The following is an 18,812-nucleotide window of genomic DNA, read 5'->3' on the forward strand; positions in this document are numbered from 1 at the left end:
GTCACCGGCGCCCTCCGGGCTTCCCTTCGTGTTTCCGACTCTATCAGACGCTTTCACGCCCGATTCCCAGTCAGCGGGAGTACTGCAGATCCTGCATTGTGTTGCTTTAGCGTTTCTGCCTTTCGGCTTTCCCGCTGCACCCGACTTTACCAGAAGGTTTCTGTCGGATTTCCCGGCCAATTCGAGTCTGCCCTGGAAACACACGTTTCCGCGGCACTCGTCGAGGCGGTTGTGCCAAGGTACTGGACGCCCTCGCCCCGTGCAAATCGGCTACGAGGGTCCTTCGGCCCTCGGATCGGGTCCGGTGAAGATGCCACACTGAGTGGTCGGGATCGATCACCCGATGGTCGGATCCGCTCGGGCGGAATCCTTACTTCACATGACTTAGGCTGCTCAAGCGGCATCGCCGTCCGGTGACAGGTGGTGACGGCGTCTTTGAGCTCCGCATCTAGGAGGCTTCCCCATGACGTTCGTTTCGTCCCCCCTGGCCGGACGTGCCATCGGGCTCGCGGCTGTGCCCGACCCGGTGTTCTCCGGCGCGATGGTGGGCCCCGGCACCGCCATTGACCCCGTGCGCGAGCCTTCGGCCGCGGTCTCCCCCGTCGACGGCATCATCGTCTCCCTGCACCCGCACGCGTTCGTCGTCGTGGACGACGAGGGACACGGCGTACTGACGCACCTGGGCATCGACACCGTTCAGCTCAATGGGGACGGATTCGAGCTGCTCGTCGCGAAGGGCGACACCGTGCAGCGTGGACAAGAGGTCATCCGCTGGAACCCGGCCGCGGTCGAGGCCGCGGGCAAGTCGCCGGTGTGCCCCGTCGTGGCACTCGAGGCGACCGCCGAGGCGCTCAGCGATGTGGCCGTCGAGGGCGACGTCAAGGCCGGTGCCCCGCTCTTCGTCTGGCAGTAGTTCCCCCGCGTAACCGCTGTACCCCAGGGGGCGTCAACGAGGACGTCGGAAGAATCTGAGCGACGGCATCGATCGTCGCAGTGACCGGAGACAGGTGAGATGGAGACAACGCTGCGAGGCGTCGGTGTCAGCCACGGTGTGGCGATCGGCGAGGTACGGCACATGGGTACCGCTGTTCTGGAGCCCCCGGCCAAGCAGATCCCGGCGGAGGAGGCTCCGCGTGAGCAGGGCCGTGCCCGGCAGGCCGTCGAGGCCGTGGCAGCCGACCTGATCGCGCGTGGGAACCTGGCCGGCGGTGAGGCCCAGCACGTGCTGGAGGCCCAGGCCATGATGGCCCAGGACCCGGAGCTGATGGCCGACGTCGAGCGCCGGATCGCGGTGGGCAGTTCCGCCGAGCGCGCCGTCTACGACGCTTTCGCCTCCTACCGTGCGCTGCTGGCCAACGCGGGTGAGTACCTGGCCGGCCGGGTGGCCGACCTGGACGACGTCCGCAACCGCATCGTGGCCCGGCTGCTCGGCGTCCCGATGCCGGGTGTGCCGGACAGCGACGAGCCGTATGTACTGATCGCCCGGGACCTGGCACCCGCGGACACCGCGCTGCTCGACCCGACGCTGGTCCTCGGCTTCGTCACCGAAGAGGGCGGCCCGACCAGCCACAGCGCGATCCTGGCGCGTGCCCTGGGAGTGCCGGCCGTGGTGGCCATGCCCGGCGCGGGTGAGATCGCCGAAGGCACCGTCATCGCGGTGGACGGCAGCACCGGTGAGCTCTTCGTCAACCCGAGCGCCGAGAAGCGCGCGGAGCTGGAAGAGGCCGCCGCCGCACGCAAGGCCTCGCTGTCGGCGACCTCTGGTCCCGGCGCCACCTCCGACGGTCACAAGGTTCCGCTGCTCGCCAACGTGGGCGGTCCCGGCGATGTTCCCGCGGCGCTGGAGGCGGGCGCCGAGGGTGTGGGCCTGTTCCGCACCGAGTTCCTCTTCCTCGATGACTCCGCGAAGGCGCCGTCGGAGGAGAAGCAGATCGAGGCGTACCGCAAGGTCCTCGAAGCGTTCCCCGAGGGCCGGGTGGTCGTGCGCGTGCTCGACGCGGGCGCCGACAAGCCGTTGGACTTCCTCACCCCCGCGGACGAGCCGAACCCGGCGCTGGGCGTGCGGGGTCTGCGGTCGCTGCTGGAGCACCCCGACGTGCTGCAGACACAGCTGCGGGCGCTGGCCAAGGCTGTTGAGGGCCTGCCGGTGTATCTCGAGGTCATGGCACCGATGGTGGCCGACCGTATCGACGCCAAGGCGTTCGCCGACGCGTGCCGCGAGGCCGGTCTGCGGGCGAAGTTCGGCGCGATGGTCGAGATTCCCTCGGCGGCGCTGCGGGCCCGGTCCATCCTCCAGGAGGTCGAGTTCCTGTCGCTGGGCACCAACGACCTGGCGCAGTACACCTTCGCCGCCGACCGGCAGGTCGGCGCGGTCTCCCGGCTGCAGGACCCCTGGCAGCCAGCGCTGCTCGACCTGGTGGCGGCGGCGGCCGACGCGGCCAAGGCCGAGGGCAAGAGCTGTGGTGTCTGCGGCGAGGCGGCGGCCGACCCGCTGCTGGCCTGTGTGCTCACCGGTCTGGGTGTGACGAGCCTGTCCATGGGTGCGGCGTCCATTCCTTATGTACGCGCCACGCTCGCGAAGTACACGCTGGCGCAGTGCGAGCGGGCGGCGGCTGCCGCCCGGGCGACCGACACCGCTGACGAGGCGCGCCGCGCGGCGCAGGCGGTGCTGTCCGGCGAGTGATCGCCGGCGCGTGTGGTTGAGGTAGGTCCGAGGGGCGTTCCACCGGTTTCCGGTGGAACGCCCCTCGCTCGTCGGGGTGCGCGTCAGTCGCGCGGCGCCTGCCGCAGCGGCAGGCCGGGCCGGTACGTGACGCCCGGTTCCGGCGGTACCGGTTCGCCGGTTTCGGCGTCGGTGCAGTAGGCGTTGAAGACCTCCGCCTCGGTGAGCGGTTGCGGCCAGCCGTCGCGCAGGGACCAGCCGCGTACCTCGTCCCGTCCGTCGGCGCCGGTGGACCGGACGACGATGCCGCCGGGGCTGTCGCTGACGGCGGCCGCGGCGAGGACCGTGCAGAACACCAGGGCGTCGGCCTCCGCGAAGTGGATCCGGCCCGATTCGGCGCGCTCCGCGGTGAGGACGGCGAGCAGTGGGGTGCCGTCCAGCGGAACGCTGCAGACGACGTGGTGGATGCCGGTGCCGGCGGTTTCGATGAGCCCTGTCAGCGCCCGGGAGGCTCGTTCGAAGGCGATGCTCGCGCGTTCGCGGCCGCCGTCGGTGCGGCTTTCCGCCGCGGTGAGGACCTCGGTGGCGCGGTCCCAGGCCATCTGCCGGTCGGCCTCGTGGCCAAGCTGTGCGAGGAGTTGACGCACCGGCTGCCCGCTGTACGGGACGCCGGGGCCGCCCGCGGTGATGTCGGCGGTGTAGCGGGCGCGGGTGGCGGGGGTGTCCGGGTCCTGGCCGGTGTCGGCGCAGTACTCCGCGTACTCCCCGGGATCGAAGAGGGTGACGGTGACGAACAGCCCCTGGGAGAGCAGCGAGCGCAGCAGGCCGTCCATCTGCCGCAGATACTCGGGGTGGTCCTCGCAGGGGAAGCCGCGGTAGCGGCGCATCACGGCGAAATCCCGTTCACCGGCGAGCAGCGCGACGATGACGGGAGCTTCACGGCGCAGGGCGCGCCGCTGGCTCACCCGGCGCGGAACAACACCCCGTGAGCGGTCCTCTGCGCGGTCCCGTGAACGCTCCGGCCGGCGACCGCCCGAGCTGTCCCGTGAACGGCCGCTCGTCCGGCCGCTGTTCCTGTTCCGCTTCCCGTTCCTGGTGTGTGCCATGGCTCCCCCTCGGCGTGACGATCAATTGTCACTCACTGTAATCGGAGACACTGACAATCCGGACGGGTTCGTCACCGGCCGTGTGGAGTCGAGGCGCCGCAGCACCATGCGCTTCTGCAGGAACGCGGTGCCGGCGAGGGCCGTGCCGAGGCCGAGCCAGCCGAGCGGCCCCGCCGCGATGACCGCCGTCGTCATGATCAGCGGTCCCGCGGCGCGTTCGGCGGACTGGGCCAGTCCGTGCACCCCGACGTACGCGCCCTGCGCGTCGTCCGGGGCGAGGGCCACGGACAGTTCCCACGAGACCGTGGCCTGGTACATCTCCACGAAGGTGAAGGCGACCGCGGCGACGAGCATCGCGGCGATGGCCGCCCAGCGGTCGTCGACGACGGAGGCGGCCACGGCGGCTCCGCCGAGGAAGTAGCAGGCGGCGACGTGGCGCAGGGTCCTGGCGGCGAGGTGCGGGGTGTGGCCGTGGCGGGAGAGCCGGACCTGGAAGAGCACCACGACGACGGTGTTGATGACGAAGAGCAGGGCGGCGAGCCCGTGCGGCGCGGTGGTGGCGCTGATGATCCACAGCGGCATGCCGACGCGCAGTACGGAGCCGTCGAGGAAGAGCAGGGCGTCGGTGGCGGCGTAGCCGAGGTATCCGCGGTCGCGCCATGGGCTGGCGGGCGCTGCCGCGGGGCGGGCGGCTGCGGGCGGGCACTTGGTGGCGGACGAGGCCACCGTCCGGGTGGCGGACGGGGGTTCGGCGCAGCGGGCGACGAGTACGGCGACGACGCAGAAGGACAGGCCGTCGGCGAGCAGGAGGCCGCGGTAGACGGTGGCGCTGCCGAAGGCGAGGCCGACCGAGGCGCCGAGGCCGCCGAGGGTGTAGCCGACGTTGACGACGGTGCGCTGGACCGCCTGGTAGCGGGACCGGTCGGGGCCGGCGACGCGGGCGGCGTAGAGCTTGGTGAGCACGGAGGCGGAGCGTTCGCCGAAGCTGCCGAGTGCCACCAGGGGCAGCAGTTGCCAGAAGCCGTGGGCGGCGAGCATCAGCAGGCCGGAGGCGGCGCGCAGCAGTTGGACGGCGAGCAGCAGCCGGGTGAGGCGGAAGCGGTCGGCGAGCCGGCCGGCGACGGGTGAGCCGGCGATGCCGACGGCGCCGGCCAGTCCCATCAGCAGACCGATCCGGCTCGCGCTGAGGTCCGCGACGACCAGGAAGTACAGCGCCGTGACACTCAGCCAGAGACCGGACCCGGTCTTGTCCACGAAGTTGATCCAGAGCATCCGGCGGCCGTCGGGCCCTCCCGGAATCCGCGCCGCCATCCCTGTCCCCGTCCCCGGTCGCTTCCGCACCCGTTCCCCCTTGACTCCGTCTTTGTATCAATACATACTTGCGAATGTGGCAACACAATATGCGATCAGTGGTACAACCGCCAAGGGCATTGCCGCGTCCGTCGAACGTGCGGTGGCGGACGGCTCGCTGCCGCCCGGCAGCGCCATGCCGCCGGTGCGCAGGCTCGCCGAGGATCTCGGGGTGAGTCCGGGCACCGTGGCCACGGCCTACAAGGAGTTGCGCCAGCGCGGCATCGTGCTGACCCGCGGGCGCGGCGGAACGGTGGTCGCCGAGGCCCCCTCCGTCGGGACGAGTGGCTCGCGCCGCCCGCCCAAGACCCCGGAGGGCGTACGGAGTCTGGCCGGCGGCCACCCCGATCCGGCGTTCCTGCCCGATCTGGTGCCGCCGTCCCGGGTGACCCCGGGGCCCGGTTCGCACCGGACCTCGCCGCGGCTGCCGGAACTGGAAGCGGTGGCCCGCCGCTGGTTCGGGCGCGACGGCGTACCGGCAGCACACGTGACGTTCGCCCATGGCGCGCTGGACTGCATCGGCCGGCTGCTCTCGGCCGAACTGCGGCCGGGCGACGCCGTGGCGATGGAGGACCCGGGCTTCCACCGGCTGCTGGACCTCGCTCCGGCGCTGGGGCTGCGCATCGTTCCGGTGGCGGTGGACGAGGAGGGGATGCGGCCGGAGGCGCTGCGGGCCGCGCTGCGCGCGGGGGCCAGGGCGGTGGTCTGCATGCCGCGCTCGCAGAGCCCGCTGGGCGCGTGCTTCTCCGAGCGGCGCCGGGCGGACCTGCTGGCGGTGCTGACCGCGGCCCCCGAGGTGCTGGTCATCGAGGACGACTACACGGCGGACACCTCCGGGGTCCCGCTGCACTCCCTCACCACCGGCGGCCTCCCCCGCTGGGCGCAGGTCCGTACCGTGTCCAAGCATCTGGGCAGCGACCTGCGGTGGGCCGCGCTCGCCTGCGACGAGACGTCGCTGGCCCGGCACGACGGGCTGCTGCTGCTCACCTCGGGCTGGGTGAGCCATGTGCTGCAGGAGACGGTGCTGCGGCTGCTCACGGATCCGGCGACGGCAGCGCTGGTGGCGCGGGCCGAGGCCGCGTACACCGCCCGCCGGGAGGCGCTGATCGGTGAACTGGCGCACCGCGGGATCACCGCGCACGGCCGGAGCGGGCTGAACGTCTGGGTGCCGGTCAGGGACGAGTCGGCGGTGGTCAACGGACTGCGGTCGCACGGGTGGTGGGTCGCGGGCGGCGCCCGGTTCCGTACCGCGTCGGCGCCCGGGGTGCGGATCACCACGGCGGCCCTGCCGGTGGAGGAGGCGGCCCGGCTGGCGGGCGACTTCGCGGCAGTGCTGGGTGAGTCGGAAAGCACCTACGGAGGTTGACGGGTCATCAGTGACTCCTGTCGTGAACCTTGACGTGCACCTGGTGGTCAAGTATTCACGTACTGGGCGGCATTGGTACAGACCTATGGGAGTCCAGTATGCGAAGATCCCTCACGCTCGTCCTGGCACTGTTCGGGACGCTCGTCCTGTTCCTCACGCCGCCCGCCGCCGCGGCGGGCGGTGCCTCGGCGGCGTTCAGCAAGACCTCCGACTGGGGCTCGGGCTACCAGGCCCAGTACCGGATCACCAACGGCGGCACCTCCACCCTGACCAGCTGGAAGGTCGAGTTCGACCTGCCGTCGGGAAGCAGTGTCGGCAGCTACTGGGACGCGCTGCTCACCAAGAACGCCTCGCACTACACGTTCACCAACCGGGACTACAACGGCACCCTGGCACCCGGCGCGTCAGCGGTCTTCGGCTGGGTCGCCGCCGGAACCGGCACCCCGGCCAACTGCCTGCTGAACGGCGGCTCCTGCGAGGCGGGGCCGCCCGACACCACCGCCCCATCGGTACCCGGCGGCGTCACCGTCGGCTCGGCCACCGGCTCCTCGCTCACCGTGCGGTGGACGGCCTCCACCGACAACTCCGGTTCGGTCGCCGGCTACGAGGTCTCCCGGGACGGCGCCGCACCCGTGGCCGTGACCGGCACCTCGTACACCGCCACCGGACTGCAGGCCACCACCAGCTACAGCTTCCGGGTCCGGGCCAAGGACGCGGCGGGCAACACCTCCGCCTACAGCGCGGTTGCCGGCGGCACCACGACCACGGGCGGCGGCCCGGGCCCCGGCACCGTGCACACCGCCCCGTATGTCGACATGGGTGCCTGGCCGACGCCGAGCATGCCCGCCATGGCCTCCGCGAGCGGGCTGAAGAGCTTCACCATGGCCTTCATCACCGCCTCCAGCTGCAAGGCCATGTGGTTCAACGCCTATGACCCGCGGGCCGGTTGGGCCAAGGACCAGGTCGACGCCATCCGGGCGGGCGGCGGCGACGTGAAGATCTCCTTCGGCGGCGCCTCCGGATCGGAACTCGCCCAGGCCTGCACCACCGTCGACTCGCTGTACGCGGAGTACGACGCCGTCGTCACCGCGTACGGCCTGACCTACGCCGACTTCGACATCGAAGGGGCGGCCACCGCCGAACCCGCCTCCATCAGCCGTCGCTCCCAGGCGCTGGCCCGGCTCCAGCAGGCGCACCCCGGGCTGCGGATCTCGCTCACCCTGCCGGTGCTGCCCGAGGGTCTGACGGCGGACGGGATCACCATCGTGAAGTCCGCGCGCGACGCGGGCGTCACCCTCGACGCCGTCAACGTCATGGCCATGGACTACTACCGCGCCACGGACTACGGTGATGCGGCCGTCCAGGCGGCGCAGAGCACCCAGGCGCAGCTCAAGACCCTGTACCCCGCCAAGACCGACGCCCAGTTGTGGGCGATGACCGGCGTCACCCCGATGCTCGGCCAGAACGACGACGGGCACATCTTCGACCAGGCCGACTCCCGGCAGCTCGTGTCGTTCGCCCAGGGCAAGCACCTGGGCATGCTCGGCTTCTGGGAGGAGACCCGCGACCGCAACGCCTGCAACGGGGCGTTGTACATGTGCACCAACGTCCCGCAGTCGCCCTACGAGTTCTCGAAGATCTTCGCCCAGTACACCGGGTGAGGGCGGCGCCGTGCTGACGCGGTCGGCCGCGTCAGCACGGCACACGCCGTCAGGAATCTAGGCCCGGCGGTCCTGTGCCAGCCGCTCGTAGAAGCGCAGCACCTCGATGTCGTCGACGGAGCCGGGGTTGACCGTCCTGTCCAGCGCCGCGCCCTGCATCAGGCGTTTGACGGGGACCTCCAGGCGCTTGCCGGTGAGGGTGTGGGGCACCGCGGGAACGGCGATGACCTCGTCCGGGACATGGCGCGGGGAGAGCTCGGCGCGGATCGCGTCCTTGATGCGGCCGCGCAGCCCGTCGTCGAGCGCGGCGCCCTGCGCGAGGTGGACGAAGAGCGGCATCCAGTAGCCGCCGTCCGGCAGTTCGACGCCGATGACGAGCGACTCGCGGATCTCCGGGAGGCGTTCGACGGCCTCGTAGATGTCGGCGGAGCCCATCCGGACGCCCTGCCGGTTGAGGGTGGAGTCGGAGCGGCCGTGGATGATCACGGTGCCGCGCGAGGTGATGGTGATCCAGTCGCCGTGCCGCCACACGCCGGGGAACATCTCGAAGTAGCTCTCGCGGTAGCGGGCGTCCCCGGGGTCGTTCCAGAACCGCACCGGCATCGACGGCATGGGGTTGGTGACGACCAGCTCACCGACCTCGTCGATGACCGGCCGGCCGGACACGTCCCACGCCTGCAGGTCGGTGCCCAGCCCCGCGGCCTGCAGTTCCCCGATGTGGACGGGAAGGGTGGGAACGCCGCCTGCGAAGCAGCTGCACACATCGGTGCCGCCGCTGACGGACGCGATCCAGACGTCCTCCTTGACCTCCTCGTGGATCCAGCGGAACCCGTCGGGCGGCAGCGGTGAGCCGGTCGAGGCGACGCACTTGACCGCCGAGAGGTCGAAGTCGTGCCCTGGCCGGACCCCGGCCTTGCGGCAGGCCATGACGTAGGCGGCGGAGGTACCGAAGACGGTGGCACCGGTCCGCTCGGCGATCCGCCACTGCGCGCCGGTGTCGGGGTAGCCGGGGCTGCCGTCGTAGAGCACGACGGTGGCGCCGGCCAGCAGGCCCGACACCAGGAAGTTCCACATCATCCAGCCGGTGGAGGTGTACCAGAAGAAGCGGTCGCCGGGACCGAGGTCCATGTGCAGGCCGGTCTGCTTGAGGTGCTCCAGCAGGATGCCGCCCTGGGACTGGACGATGGCCTTGGGCAGGCCGGTGGTGCCCGAGGAGTACAGCACCCACAGCGGATGGTCGAAGGGCACCTGCTCGTACGCGGGAGCGGTGTCGTCCGAGACGACGCTGTCCCACTCCAGCGCGCCGTCCGGCGCCGGTGTGCCGAGCACCGGGATGTGGATGACGGCGCGCAGCGACGGCAGCTCGGCCCGCAGCTCGGCGACGCTGTCCGTCCGGTCGTGCTCCTTGCCGCCGTAGCGGTAGCCGTCGACGGCGAACAGGACCACGGGCTCGACCTGCTGGAAGCGGTCCAGGACGCTGCGGGCGCCGAAGTCCGGGGCGCAGGAGGTCCACACGCCGCCCACGGCGGCGGTGGCGAGCAGGGCGACGACGGCCTGCGGGATGTTGGGCAGATAGCCGCTGACGCGGTCGCCGGGAGCGACGCCGAGGTCGCGCAGCCGGCCGGCGACGGAGGCGACCTGCCGGCTCAGCTCGGCCCAGCTGGTCTCGGCGATTTCCGGCCGTTCGTCCAGATGGACCAGGGCGGGCGTGTCGGCGCGCTCCGGGTCCAGGGCCGGACGCAGCGCGTGCTCGGCGTAGTTGAGGGCCGAGCCGGTGAACCACTGGGCGCCCGGCATGGACGCGTCGCCGAGCACGGCCTCGTAGGGGGTGGAGAACCGCACCTGGAACCACTCCGCGACGGCCCCCCAGAAGACCGCCGGCTCCCGTACCGACCAGGCGTGCAGCGCCCGGTAGCTCGCGAGCGGGTCCGCGGGATCGCCGGCCGGGGCGCCGTGGTGCTGCGCGGCCCAGGCCTGGAAGTGGGTGATCCGCGCGCCGGCGACCCGCTCGGGGCCGGGGGTCCACAAGGGCTCCGGGGCGTGGGCGGGCTCGGTCGTGGTGCTCATGGGGCGGCTCCCGGACGGTACGACGAGACGGGTACGGCGACACGTCGCTCTGTGTGCGGCTGGACCCTGCGCGGGCGGAATGTCCTACGGCAGGGCTGGGCAGGACGATGCCATGTGATCGTCTTCGGCGCCAGGGCGGGACCCCCACAACGGGGAATGCCGCGATGTGGTTCACCTACAGGTGAACGCTGGCTGAACGCGCGGTACGGCGGCCGGGAGCAGTGGAAGGGTGGGCGCCATGGATTCTCGGGACCTGGTGCGGTCGGTACGGATGGTCGGGTCCGCGAACGGCCTGCGGACACTGCGGTCCGCGTGGCGCAGACAGCGCACCGACGGGCGGGACCTGCCGCGGCGGGGAGCGGAACGGGCCCGGGTGCCCGGCCCCGCGCAGGGGGTGGAGCCGCTGCCGGGCGGCGGGGTGGTGCGGTTCACCCGCTCGTCGCTGCGGGTGCGGGTCGCGGTGGGCGGCGCGGTGTTCTGCGGCTGGGACGGGGCCGAGCCGGAGCCGTCGTACGCGCTGTGGGGGTCGCCCCGGACGGATTTCGGGGGAGAGTGCCCGCCGGTGGACACCCGCGTGGAGCTGGAGAGCGACCGCAACGGGGACGGCTGGCGGGTCGTGTCGGAGCGGGTGACGGTGCTGGTCTCGCGCCACGGTGCGGTGGAGTTCCGTACCCCGGGCGGCATACTGCTGCGGCGCGATCTGCCGCCCCGCTGGTGGGATCCGGCGGGCCGGGAGCCGGGTGACCGCACCCGCTGGGTGCAGCGTTCGGAGACCGCCGCGGACGCGTGTGTGTTCGGCCTGGGCGGCCGGGCGTCGGGACCGCGGCTGCGGGAGGGCTCGTACCGGCTGTGGAACACCGACCCGGGCGGTTCCTTCGGCCCCGGCGACGACCCGCTGTACATCACCATGCCGGTGCAGATGGTGGTCGCGGACGCCAGCTGTCATCTGGTCTTCCACGACAACACGTGGGACGGCCATGTGACGCTGCGCGACGGGGAGGAGGGCGCCGGCTCCGGGCACGACCGGCCGGGCGGCTGCGAGCTGCGGGTCGACGGCGGGCCGCTGCGCTACTGGGTGCTGACCGGCTCGCCGGCCCGGATCCTGGCGGGCTGGACGGCGCTGACCGGCCGGCCCGCGCTGCCGCCGCGCTGGGCGCTGGGCTACCAGCACTCGCGCTGGGGCTTCGGCAGCGAGCAGGAGGTCCGCAGGGTCGCGGCGGGCTTCCGCGAGCGCGGGCTGCCGCTGTCGGCGCTGCACCTGGACATCGACCACTACGACGGGCACCGGGTCTTCACCGTGGACCGGGAGCGGTTCCCCGATCTCCCCGGGCTCGCCGCGGAGCTGCGGCGCGACGGGGTGCGGCTGGTGTCGATCGTCGATCCGGCGGTGAAGGCGGAGCCGGGCAACCCGGTGTACGACAGCGGGACGGCCGCCGGGGCGTTCGTACGGGACGCCCGGGGCCAGGAGGTGCGCGGCGTGGTGTGGCCGGGCGAGGCGGTCTTCCCGGACTTCACCGACGCGCGGGTCCGCAAGTGGTGGGGAGCGCTGTACGCGGAGCGGCTGGCGCAGGGCTTCGCCGGGGTGTGGCACGACATGAACGAGCCGGTGTCGTTCGCCGCGTTCGGCGAGCCGACCCTGCCACGGTCGGCCCGGCACGCCCTGGAGGGGCGCGGTGGCGACCACCGCGAGGCCCACAACGTCTACGGGCTGGCGATGACCCGCGCCGGCTACGAGGCGCTGCGGGAACTGGAGCCCGACACCCGGCCGTTCTTGTTCTCCCGCTCCGGCTGGGCGGGCATGCAGCGGTACGGCGGGACGTGGTCGGGCGATGTGACCACCGGCTGGTCCGGGCTGCGGGCCTCGCTGTCGCTGGTGATCGGGCTGGGGCTGTGCGGGGTGCCGTACTCCGGGCCCGACGTCGGCGGGTTCACCGGAACACCGTCCCCCGAGCTCTATCTGCGCTGGTTCCAGCTCGGTGCCTTCCTGCCGTTCTTCCGCACCCATTCGGCGATCACGGCGGGGCGGCGGGAACCGTGGGAGTTCGGGCCGCAGGTCGAGGAGCACGCGGCGGCCGCGCTGCGGGAACGGAAGCGGCTGCTGCCGTACTTCGACACCCTCGCCCACGTGGCACGGCGTACCGGCGCACCGTACGTCCGGCCGCTGTGGTGGAACGACCCGGAGGACCGCAGGCTGCGCGGCTGCGGGGACGCCTTCCTGCTGGGCGACGCCCTGTTGGTGGCCCCGGTCCTGGAGCGCGGCTCGGTCACCCGCGCGATCCGGCTGCCGCGGGGCCGCTGGTACGACACCGCGACCGGCACCGCGTACGAGGGGCCGGGACAGATCCTGCTGGACGCGCCGCTCGGCCGGATCCCGGTGCTGGCGCGGGCCGGAGCGGTCCTGCCGGTGACGGGCGACGACGGCGCCGTGGAACTGGAGGTGTGGGCCCCGGTGGCGGGGCGCACCGGCGGCGGGATCCTCTTCACCGATGAAGGCGACGGCTGGGCCGCACCGCTGGTGGAGCGCTTCACGACCCGGCTGGCCGACGGGCAGGTGGTGGTGGAGCGCGACGGGGAGGACGAGGTGGGCCACCGGGTGCGGGTGCGCGGCCTGCCGGAGTGACGGGGGTGACGGAGTGACGGCCGCCGACGGGACGGCCGTCGGTACGACGCTCTCAGCGGGCTCCGGGCCGGACCGTCCTGTCGCCGTGTTCGCCGTAACCGCCGTCGAACCAGCGGCGGACCGCCAGGGTGTGCAGCGGGAACGCCAACTCGGCGGGCTCGTACAGCACTTCCCAGCCCTCGGTCTCGTCGGTGGGGACCGACGCCGGCAGGTCGGCGGCGTCCCGGAGCGGCAGCAGCCCGAAGACGAGCAGGAACCCGCCCTCCGCGTCGGTGAGGGTGTCGGCGAGCGCGGGGTCGGCCGCGGCCACGATCCCGGTCTCCTCGAGGAGCTCCCGCACCACGGCCTGCTCCCAGGTCTCACCGTGGTCGATGAATCCACCGGGGAGGGCGAGGAGTCCGCGGCCGGGCTCGATGGTGCGGCGGATGACGGCGAGCCCGGTGCCCGCGTCGTCGCGGACCGGGAGCAGCGTGATCGCGACCGGCAGCGGGTTGCGGTAGGCGGTGGCGCCGCAGGCGGCGCAGGTCCGCGGCCATCCGGCGGCGGGGCCGAACGCCGTTCCGCAGGAGGAGCAGTGGGAGTCCTTCTCACGATCGGGCACGCCGGGACTGTATCCGATCACCCGCACCGGGAGCATCAACTCCGGGATCACCCGCCCGCGTCACCGATCCGCGACATTGTTCCGCGTCAACGATCACGCCTGGCCCGAACGATCACGCCTGACTCCGTCCGACACATCCGTCCGACCGCTGGAGGACCCATGCCACGACTCACGACCGTGCTCCGCACCCTCGCCGTGTCCGTCGCCACGCTCATCGCCGTCGCTGCGGGCACCGCCGCCGCACCGGCGCAGGCACGGTCCGGGGACGGGCACGGGGGCGGCGGGCCGAAGGCCCCCAAGGCGTTCGTGGCGCTGCGGGACGTCGACCCGACGATCCTCCAGGAGATGCGCTACGCCACCGCGCACAACTTCGTCGGGGTGCCCATCGACGGCTACCGGCAGCCGATCTGCCTGCTGACCCGGCCGGCCGCCGAGGCCCTGCACGCGGCGCAGTTGAAGCTACTGCGCCGCGGGTACTCGCTCAAGGTGTACGACTGCTACCGGCCGCAGCGCGCCGTCGACCACTTCGTGGCGTGGGCCAAGGACCTCGACGACCAGCGGATGAAGAGCGAGTTCTATCCGAATGTCGACAAGTCGCGGCTGTTCGAGGACGGTTACATCGCGGCCAGGTCCGGGCACAGCCGGGGCAGCACCATGGATGTGACCATCGTGCGACTCTCGGGCGGGAGCGTCGACATGGGGACCCCGTTCGACTACTTCGACACGCTCTCGCACACCCTGGACCCGCGGATCCAGGGTGTGCAGCGGGAGAACCGCCTGCTGCTCAAGGGCACCCTCGAAGGACTGGGCTTCGTCAATCTCGCCGAGGAGTGGTGGCACTACACGTACACACCCGAGCGGTTCCCCGACACGTACTTCGACTTCCCGGTCTCCCGGCGGTCCCTGACGTCCGCGCACGTCGGCCCGTAGGACTCCAGCGCGACGGGTACGGACAGCGCCTCGCCGACGGCGGCCGACCAGGCGGCCGGGTCGGCACCGGGGGTCTCCCAGACGGCCGGTCTGGCCGCCTCCAGACGGGCCGTCAACCCGGCCTGGCGCCCCAGATCGCCGGGGGCGCCGGCCGGCAGGCGTTCGACCAGCCGCCCGTCCATGCCGTAGGCGCGGGCGATCCGCAGTCCGGGGCAGCGGGCGGGGGCGTCGAGATGGGTGACTGCCAGCGCGTCCACTCCCCCGCAGACCTCGACGGCGTAGGCGTGCGCCACCGCGTCGAAGTGCCCGGTGCGGAAAGCGCCCTGCCAGCGGCCGTGACCGTTGTGCGGTTCCGGCAGCTCCCGGGCGAGTTCCGGGTCCTCGGTGACGAGCGGTCCTGGACCGTGCCGGGTGGTGTACGTGCGCACGACACCGAGCTTCAGCGCCGTGCCCGCCCCGCCCGCCTCGGCCAGCAGCGTCTCGGCGTTGGCGAAGGTGGTGGTCGACCATGTCGTGTACGGGTGGAAGCCGTGCCACTCGTCGAGGAGGACGCCCTGCGCGCCCTCGAAGACGACCGGCCCCTCGGCCAGCAGCCGCGTGAGATGCCCCTCGCCGGCCAGGGTGACCGCGCGGGCGAACGCCGCGAAGGCGTCCGCGCAGTGCTCGACGGGCGGCGCCGGCAGCCGCCCCAGCTCGTCGGACAACCGGTCGCGCAGCAGCCCGAGTTTGCGCAGCAGACGGGGACGGGAGACGCAGTCGCCCACCCGGGGCGCGTCCTCGGGGTGGGCGAGCGCGTAGGCCGCGGTCTCGCCGATGCCCATCCCGCACGAGCCGTGCCGCTCCCCGCCGCGGGCCTGTTCGCGCAGCCGGTTGGCGGCCGCGTGGTACGGGGTGGTGAGCGCGGCGTCCCGGTCGACGGTGAGCAGCGACAGCGGGTCCCGGACGCCGAGCGCGGTGAGGTGGTCCGCCTCGGCGGCCAGTGCGAGCGGGTCGACGAGCATGAAGCGGGACAGGTACGTGGGTGTCCCGCGCAGGGTGCCGGAGCCGAACTGGGCGAAGGTGTGGTGGCGTCCGTCGGGTGTGACGACGTTGTGCGCGGCCTGGGCGCCGCCGTTGAAGCGGACCACCGCCCGGACCGGCTCCGCCGAGCAGAGCCGGTCCACGACGGCACCCTTGCCCGCGTCCCCGTAGCCGAGGTCGGCGACGATGGTGTGCATGGTCCCTCCGGGGTGGTTCGTTGGTCGCTTCGGCGAGGCGGTCGCCTCCGCGCGGTGCGGTGCGAAGGTCGGGGGCCCGCCGGGGTATCTCCTCGGGCGGCGAACGCGCGTGTCCGCTCGAAGGTGCCGGTCGGGTTCGTCCGCCGCCCTGCGGGGACACCCCGCCGTGCCCCCGCCGGCGCGTCCCTGTTCAGCTCACAGACGCGTCGTACCCGCGGCTCCGGTGGTGGTCGCGCCGTCGATCAGGGGGGCGCCTGCGGCCGGGCCGGTGGCGCGGTCGCGGCCGATCGCGGCGAGGGCCTTGCCGACCGAGGCGCCCGCGTCCGAGCCGACGTCGTCGAGGTCGGCGAGCCCCTCCGCGAGGTCGATGGCCTCCTCGCCGAGACCGATGGTGAGCGCGATCGTCTCGCAGACCGCGTCCAGGTCGTCGAGTTCGATGACGTTCTGGCCGAGCAGCTTGCGCCACAGGCCGAGGACTTCGGTGTTGCCGACGTACGAGGACCCGGCCGGGAGGATGTAGTACACGTCGAACTTCCGGCGCAGCTCGGCGATGATCGCGGTGATCGGGATGTCCTCCCGCAGGTCGTCGCCGATGACGTCGCGGACCTCGCGGGCCTTGACCTTGCCGTACGGCATCTCGTCGCCGATGAGGAACAGATAGCCGCGCCGGCCGCGCTTCTCGTGGCAGTCGATGGAGGTGTGCCGGGCCATCGCGTACATGGCGAGCTCGTACGATTCGGTCATCTGCCCGCCACCGCCGCCCTCCAGCAGGATGTTGCCGAGGTCGTTGTCCATCCGGTTGTCGGACTCGAACTGGCCGAGCTGCAGCGGCACCCGGTCGCAGGTGGCGTCGCCGACCGCGCCGAAGAGGATCTGCGGGTGCTCGACGTAGCCCTTGCGGAGCAGCAGCCCGAACAGCTCGGGCAGTTTGGTCTGCAGTGTCTGCGGGACGGACCGCATCGAGCCGGTCACGTCGAAGAGCACCGAGATGGCGACCGATGCGGGGTGCTCCGCCGAGTCCCGGCTCTCGCGGACGGTGAGGTCCTTGGGGTCGAGGGACGGGTGCGCCGTCCAGGAGCCGCGCGGGGCGGACGAGGTGACGTGGTCGCTGTACGCGAAGGCACCGGCGCCGGATGCGGCGCGGTAGCGTGCGGCGGCGTCGTAGACATTGGTCGACCAGCTTCCGCTGCCCATGGTGTTCCCCCTTGTTGATGTGATCGGGTGTAGTTGTCGGTTTGTCGCTATGCGGCCGGCATGGTGAACGGGCGGAAGGTGCGCGGCCCGTAGAGCCGGTCCAGGAGCTCGTCCAACTCGGCGAGCAGCCGCCACGCGTCGTGCGGCCGGCCCGCCTCACCGGGGAGCGTGCAGCCGCGGATGAAGGCGGCGAGCGGCTTCGGGGTGCGCTCCCCCATCAGGTGCTCCATGCAGCGCGCCGCGAGGTGGAGGTCGGTGGCTTCGGTGACCGGCCGCCGGCCGGGGATCTCGGGCGGATACCGGTCTCGGTGCCGCTCTATGAGGACCGGCGCGGTGGTGCCGGTGGCGGTCGCGTAGCACCAGTCGACGAGCACCAGCCCGTGCAGCCCGGGGTGGATGAGGACGTGTTCGGGGAAGACCGCGCAGTGCACCAGCCGGGCCCGGTGCGCCCAGCCGAGCGCGACCAGCAGCCTGCGCCACATCCAGACGGCGTCCAGCGGGTCGAGGCCCCCGGGGTACGCGGCGGCGACCTCGGCGAGGCTGTGGAAGCCGTCCAGCGGTTCGAGCGCGTTGACCCGGCGCTCGGTGCCGCCGGTGTCGCGGTGCCGGAACGTCTCGATCAGCCGCGGGGCGTAGGCGCGGTGGCGCGGTTCCGCCTCGGTGTCGAGGCGGGTCAGCACAGCGGCCTCGTGCTCGATCAGATCGTTGTCGTACGGCTGCAGCGGGATCTTCAGCAGCGCGTCGTGCCGGGTCCCGTCGGCGCGCCGGTAGGAGGCGCGGCGCAGTACGGCGAGGTCGCCGGTGGCCTGCGGGTCGCCGAGCAGGTACGTGTGCCGGCGGGTGGTGACGGTGCGGGGTGCGGGGTTCGCGGCGTCGAGGTACTCCCGCCACCGCTCGGCCAGGGCCAGGAAGGCGGCGGAGGCTTCCGGCCGGCGGCCGGGCGGCGCGGTGTCGGGGTGCAGCAGCCGGGCCAGCCGGCGGTGCAGCCGGGTGGCGGCCGCCAAGTCCTCGGGGAAGCCGTGGCGCAGGGCGTCCAGTGCCTGGTCGAAGGTGTGGACGGCGCCGCTGGTGAGGGTCATCGCACGGTCTCCTCGCGGTCCGGGCGCAGCAGGGCGGGGTGCAGGAGGCGGGCGTCGCCCGCGCGGTACAGCCGGGCGCGCGGGCCGCCACGGACGCTGCCGTGGGTGGCGGTGCCTCCGGTGGACTCGACGAAGCCGGGGACCGAGAGCACTTTGCGGTGGAAGTTGCCCGCGTGCAGGGTCGCGCCCCAGACGGCTTCGTAGACGGCGCGCAGTTCGGAGATGGTGAATTCCTCGCCGAGGAAGGCGGTGGCCAGCGGCGTGTACTCGATCTTCGAGCGCGCGCGGTCGAGGCCGTCGGCGAGGATTCCGGCGTGGTCGAACGCCAGCTCGGGGCCTTCGGGCCGGCGGCCGGGACCACCCCCGTGGGCCCCGGACCGCCGGCCCTGTTCGTTGGGACGCGGGTCCGCCGCGTCCGGTTGCCATCCGGGTTCAAGTTCTACGACGGAGATCCACGCGGCCGCCGCGGCGTCGCTGCCGGCCCTCGCGTCCGGGAGGTCGGGAGCGAAGGCGAGGTGGGCAACGGAGACCACGTGCATCCGCGGGTCGCGCTCGGGGCGGCCGTACGAACCGAGCTGTTCGAGGTGCACCCGGCCGAGCCCGTCGGCGGCGTCGAGACCGGTCTCCTCGGCGAGCTCCCGGGCCGCGGCCTCGCCGAGCGATTCGCGTCCGGCCCGGACGAATCCGCCGGGCAGCGCCCAGGCGCCCTCGAACGGCGGCGCGCCCCGGCGGACCAGCAGCACATGGAGGGCGCCTTCGCGCAGCGTCAGGGCGACCACGTCGACGGTCACGGCGATCGGGTCGAAGGCGCGCGGGTCGTAGGCGGCGAGGAAGCGGTCCTCCTCCTGCTGCGGTGCCATGGCTTCCCCTCGTCGAGTTCTTCTCACATTGAGTAATTCTCTGTTCGAGAAGAACTTAGCACCGCCCTCTGACGGCGTCCAGGTGTTCGGGGCCTGTCG

General features: G+C 72.6%; 14 protein-coding genes. 6 read left to right on the forward strand and 8 right to left on the reverse strand.

Annotation, left to right across the window (positions count from 1 at the left end; translation table 11 throughout):
* Positions 1 to 463 precede the first annotated feature (463 nt).
* The gene (locus C6N31_RS28345) at positions 464 to 913 is read left to right on the forward strand and encodes a PTS sugar transporter subunit IIA (protein WP_198358532.1); all 450 of its coding nucleotides are present in this window, start codon (positions 464 to 466) and stop codon (positions 911 to 913) included.
* Positions 914 to 1,012: 99 nt separating this feature from the next.
* Positions 1,013 to 2,683 carry a phosphoenolpyruvate--protein phosphotransferase gene (gene ptsP, locus C6N31_RS28350; protein ID WP_138357804.1) on the forward strand — a complete coding sequence of 557 codons (1,671 nt, stop codon included), beginning with the start codon at positions 1,013 to 1,015 and terminating at the stop codon, positions 2,681 to 2,683.
* Positions 2,684 to 2,766: 83 nt separating this feature from the next.
* Here the strand turns inward: ptsP and C6N31_RS28355 are convergent, their stop codons facing one another.
* Both C6N31_RS28355 and C6N31_RS28360 read right to left on the reverse strand, forming a co-directional pair.
* Positions 2,767 to 3,627, reverse strand: a complete 861-nt coding sequence (locus C6N31_RS28355; RefSeq protein ID WP_138357803.1) for a DUF8829 domain-containing protein — start codon at positions 3,625 to 3,627, stop codon at positions 2,767 to 2,769.
* Between the two features lie 162 nt (positions 3,628 to 3,789).
* Positions 3,790 to 5,040, reverse strand: a complete 1,251-nt coding sequence (locus C6N31_RS28360; protein WP_138357802.1) for an MFS transporter — start codon at positions 5,038 to 5,040, stop codon at positions 3,790 to 3,792.
* A 115-nt stretch (positions 5,041 to 5,155) separates the two neighbouring features.
* Here C6N31_RS28360 and C6N31_RS28365 point away from each other — a divergent pair, with 115 nt between their 5' ends.
* Positions 5,156 to 6,484, forward strand: a complete 1,329-nt coding sequence (locus C6N31_RS28365; protein ID WP_138357801.1) for an aminotransferase class I/II-fold pyridoxal phosphate-dependent enzyme — start codon at positions 5,156 to 5,158, stop codon at positions 6,482 to 6,484.
* A 98-nt stretch (positions 6,485 to 6,582) separates the two neighbouring features.
* Positions 6,583 to 8,145 carry a cellulose binding domain-containing protein gene (locus tag C6N31_RS28370; RefSeq protein WP_138357800.1) on the forward strand — a complete coding sequence of 521 codons (1,563 nt, stop codon included), beginning with the start codon at positions 6,583 to 6,585 and terminating at the stop codon, positions 8,143 to 8,145.
* A 57-nt stretch (positions 8,146 to 8,202) separates the two neighbouring features.
* Here the strand turns inward: C6N31_RS28370 and C6N31_RS28375 are convergent, their stop codons facing one another.
* A complete protein-coding gene (locus C6N31_RS28375; protein WP_138357799.1) occupies positions 8,203 to 10,212 on the reverse strand; it encodes an acetoacetate--CoA ligase in 2,010 nt (669 codons plus the stop codon).
* Between the two features lie 238 nt (positions 10,213 to 10,450).
* Here C6N31_RS28375 and C6N31_RS28380 point away from each other — a divergent pair, with 238 nt between their 5' ends.
* Positions 10,451 to 12,832, forward strand: a complete 2,382-nt coding sequence (locus C6N31_RS28380) for a glycoside hydrolase family 31 protein (protein WP_138357798.1) — start codon at positions 10,451 to 10,453, stop codon at positions 12,830 to 12,832.
* A gap of 52 nt (positions 12,833 to 12,884) precedes the next feature.
* On the opposite strand, the gene C6N31_RS28385 is transcribed toward C6N31_RS28380, so the two are convergent.
* On the reverse strand, positions 12,885 to 13,469 hold the full coding sequence (locus C6N31_RS28385) for an NUDIX domain-containing protein (RefSeq protein WP_138357807.1): 585 nt from the start codon (positions 13,467 to 13,469) through the stop codon (positions 12,885 to 12,887).
* A 123-nt stretch (positions 13,470 to 13,592) separates the two neighbouring features.
* On the opposite strand from C6N31_RS28385, the gene C6N31_RS28390 reads away from it, so the two are divergent.
* Positions 13,593 to 14,363 (forward strand): M15 family metallopeptidase, encoded by a 771-nt coding sequence (locus tag C6N31_RS28390; protein ID WP_138357797.1) that lies wholly within the window; start codon positions 13,593 to 13,595, stop codon positions 14,361 to 14,363.
* On the opposite strand, the gene C6N31_RS28395 is transcribed toward C6N31_RS28390, so the two are convergent.
* The 4 genes from C6N31_RS28395 to C6N31_RS28410 form a co-directional block, all read right to left on the reverse strand.
* Positions 14,273 to 15,580, reverse strand: a complete 1,308-nt coding sequence (locus C6N31_RS28395; protein ID WP_138357796.1) for an adenylosuccinate synthetase — start codon at positions 15,578 to 15,580, stop codon at positions 14,273 to 14,275. The two genes, C6N31_RS28390 and C6N31_RS28395, sit on opposite strands and share 91 nt — an antisense overlap.
* 195 nt (positions 15,581 to 15,775) lie before the next feature.
* Positions 15,776 to 16,774, reverse strand: coding sequence for a hypothetical protein (locus C6N31_RS28400; protein ID WP_138357795.1), 999 nt, complete (start codon positions 16,772 to 16,774; stop codon positions 15,776 to 15,778).
* 47 nt (positions 16,775 to 16,821) lie between these two features.
* Positions 16,822 to 17,853: a protein kinase family protein gene (locus C6N31_RS28405; protein WP_138357794.1), complete on the reverse strand. Its 1,032-nt coding sequence runs from the start codon at positions 17,851 to 17,853 to the stop codon at positions 16,822 to 16,824.
* Positions 17,850 to 18,713 (reverse strand): NUDIX hydrolase, encoded by an 864-nt coding sequence (locus C6N31_RS28410; RefSeq protein WP_138357793.1) that lies wholly within the window; start codon positions 18,711 to 18,713, stop codon positions 17,850 to 17,852. Before C6N31_RS28410 ends, C6N31_RS28405 begins: the two co-directional genes overlap by 4 nt.
* Between the last annotated feature and the right edge of the window lie 99 nt (positions 18,714 to 18,812).

The sequence above is a fragment of the Streptomyces fildesensis genome, from assembly GCF_016107395.1.
Classification (GTDB): Bacteria; Actinomycetota; Actinomycetes; order Streptomycetales; family Streptomycetaceae; genus Actinacidiphila; species Actinacidiphila fildesensis.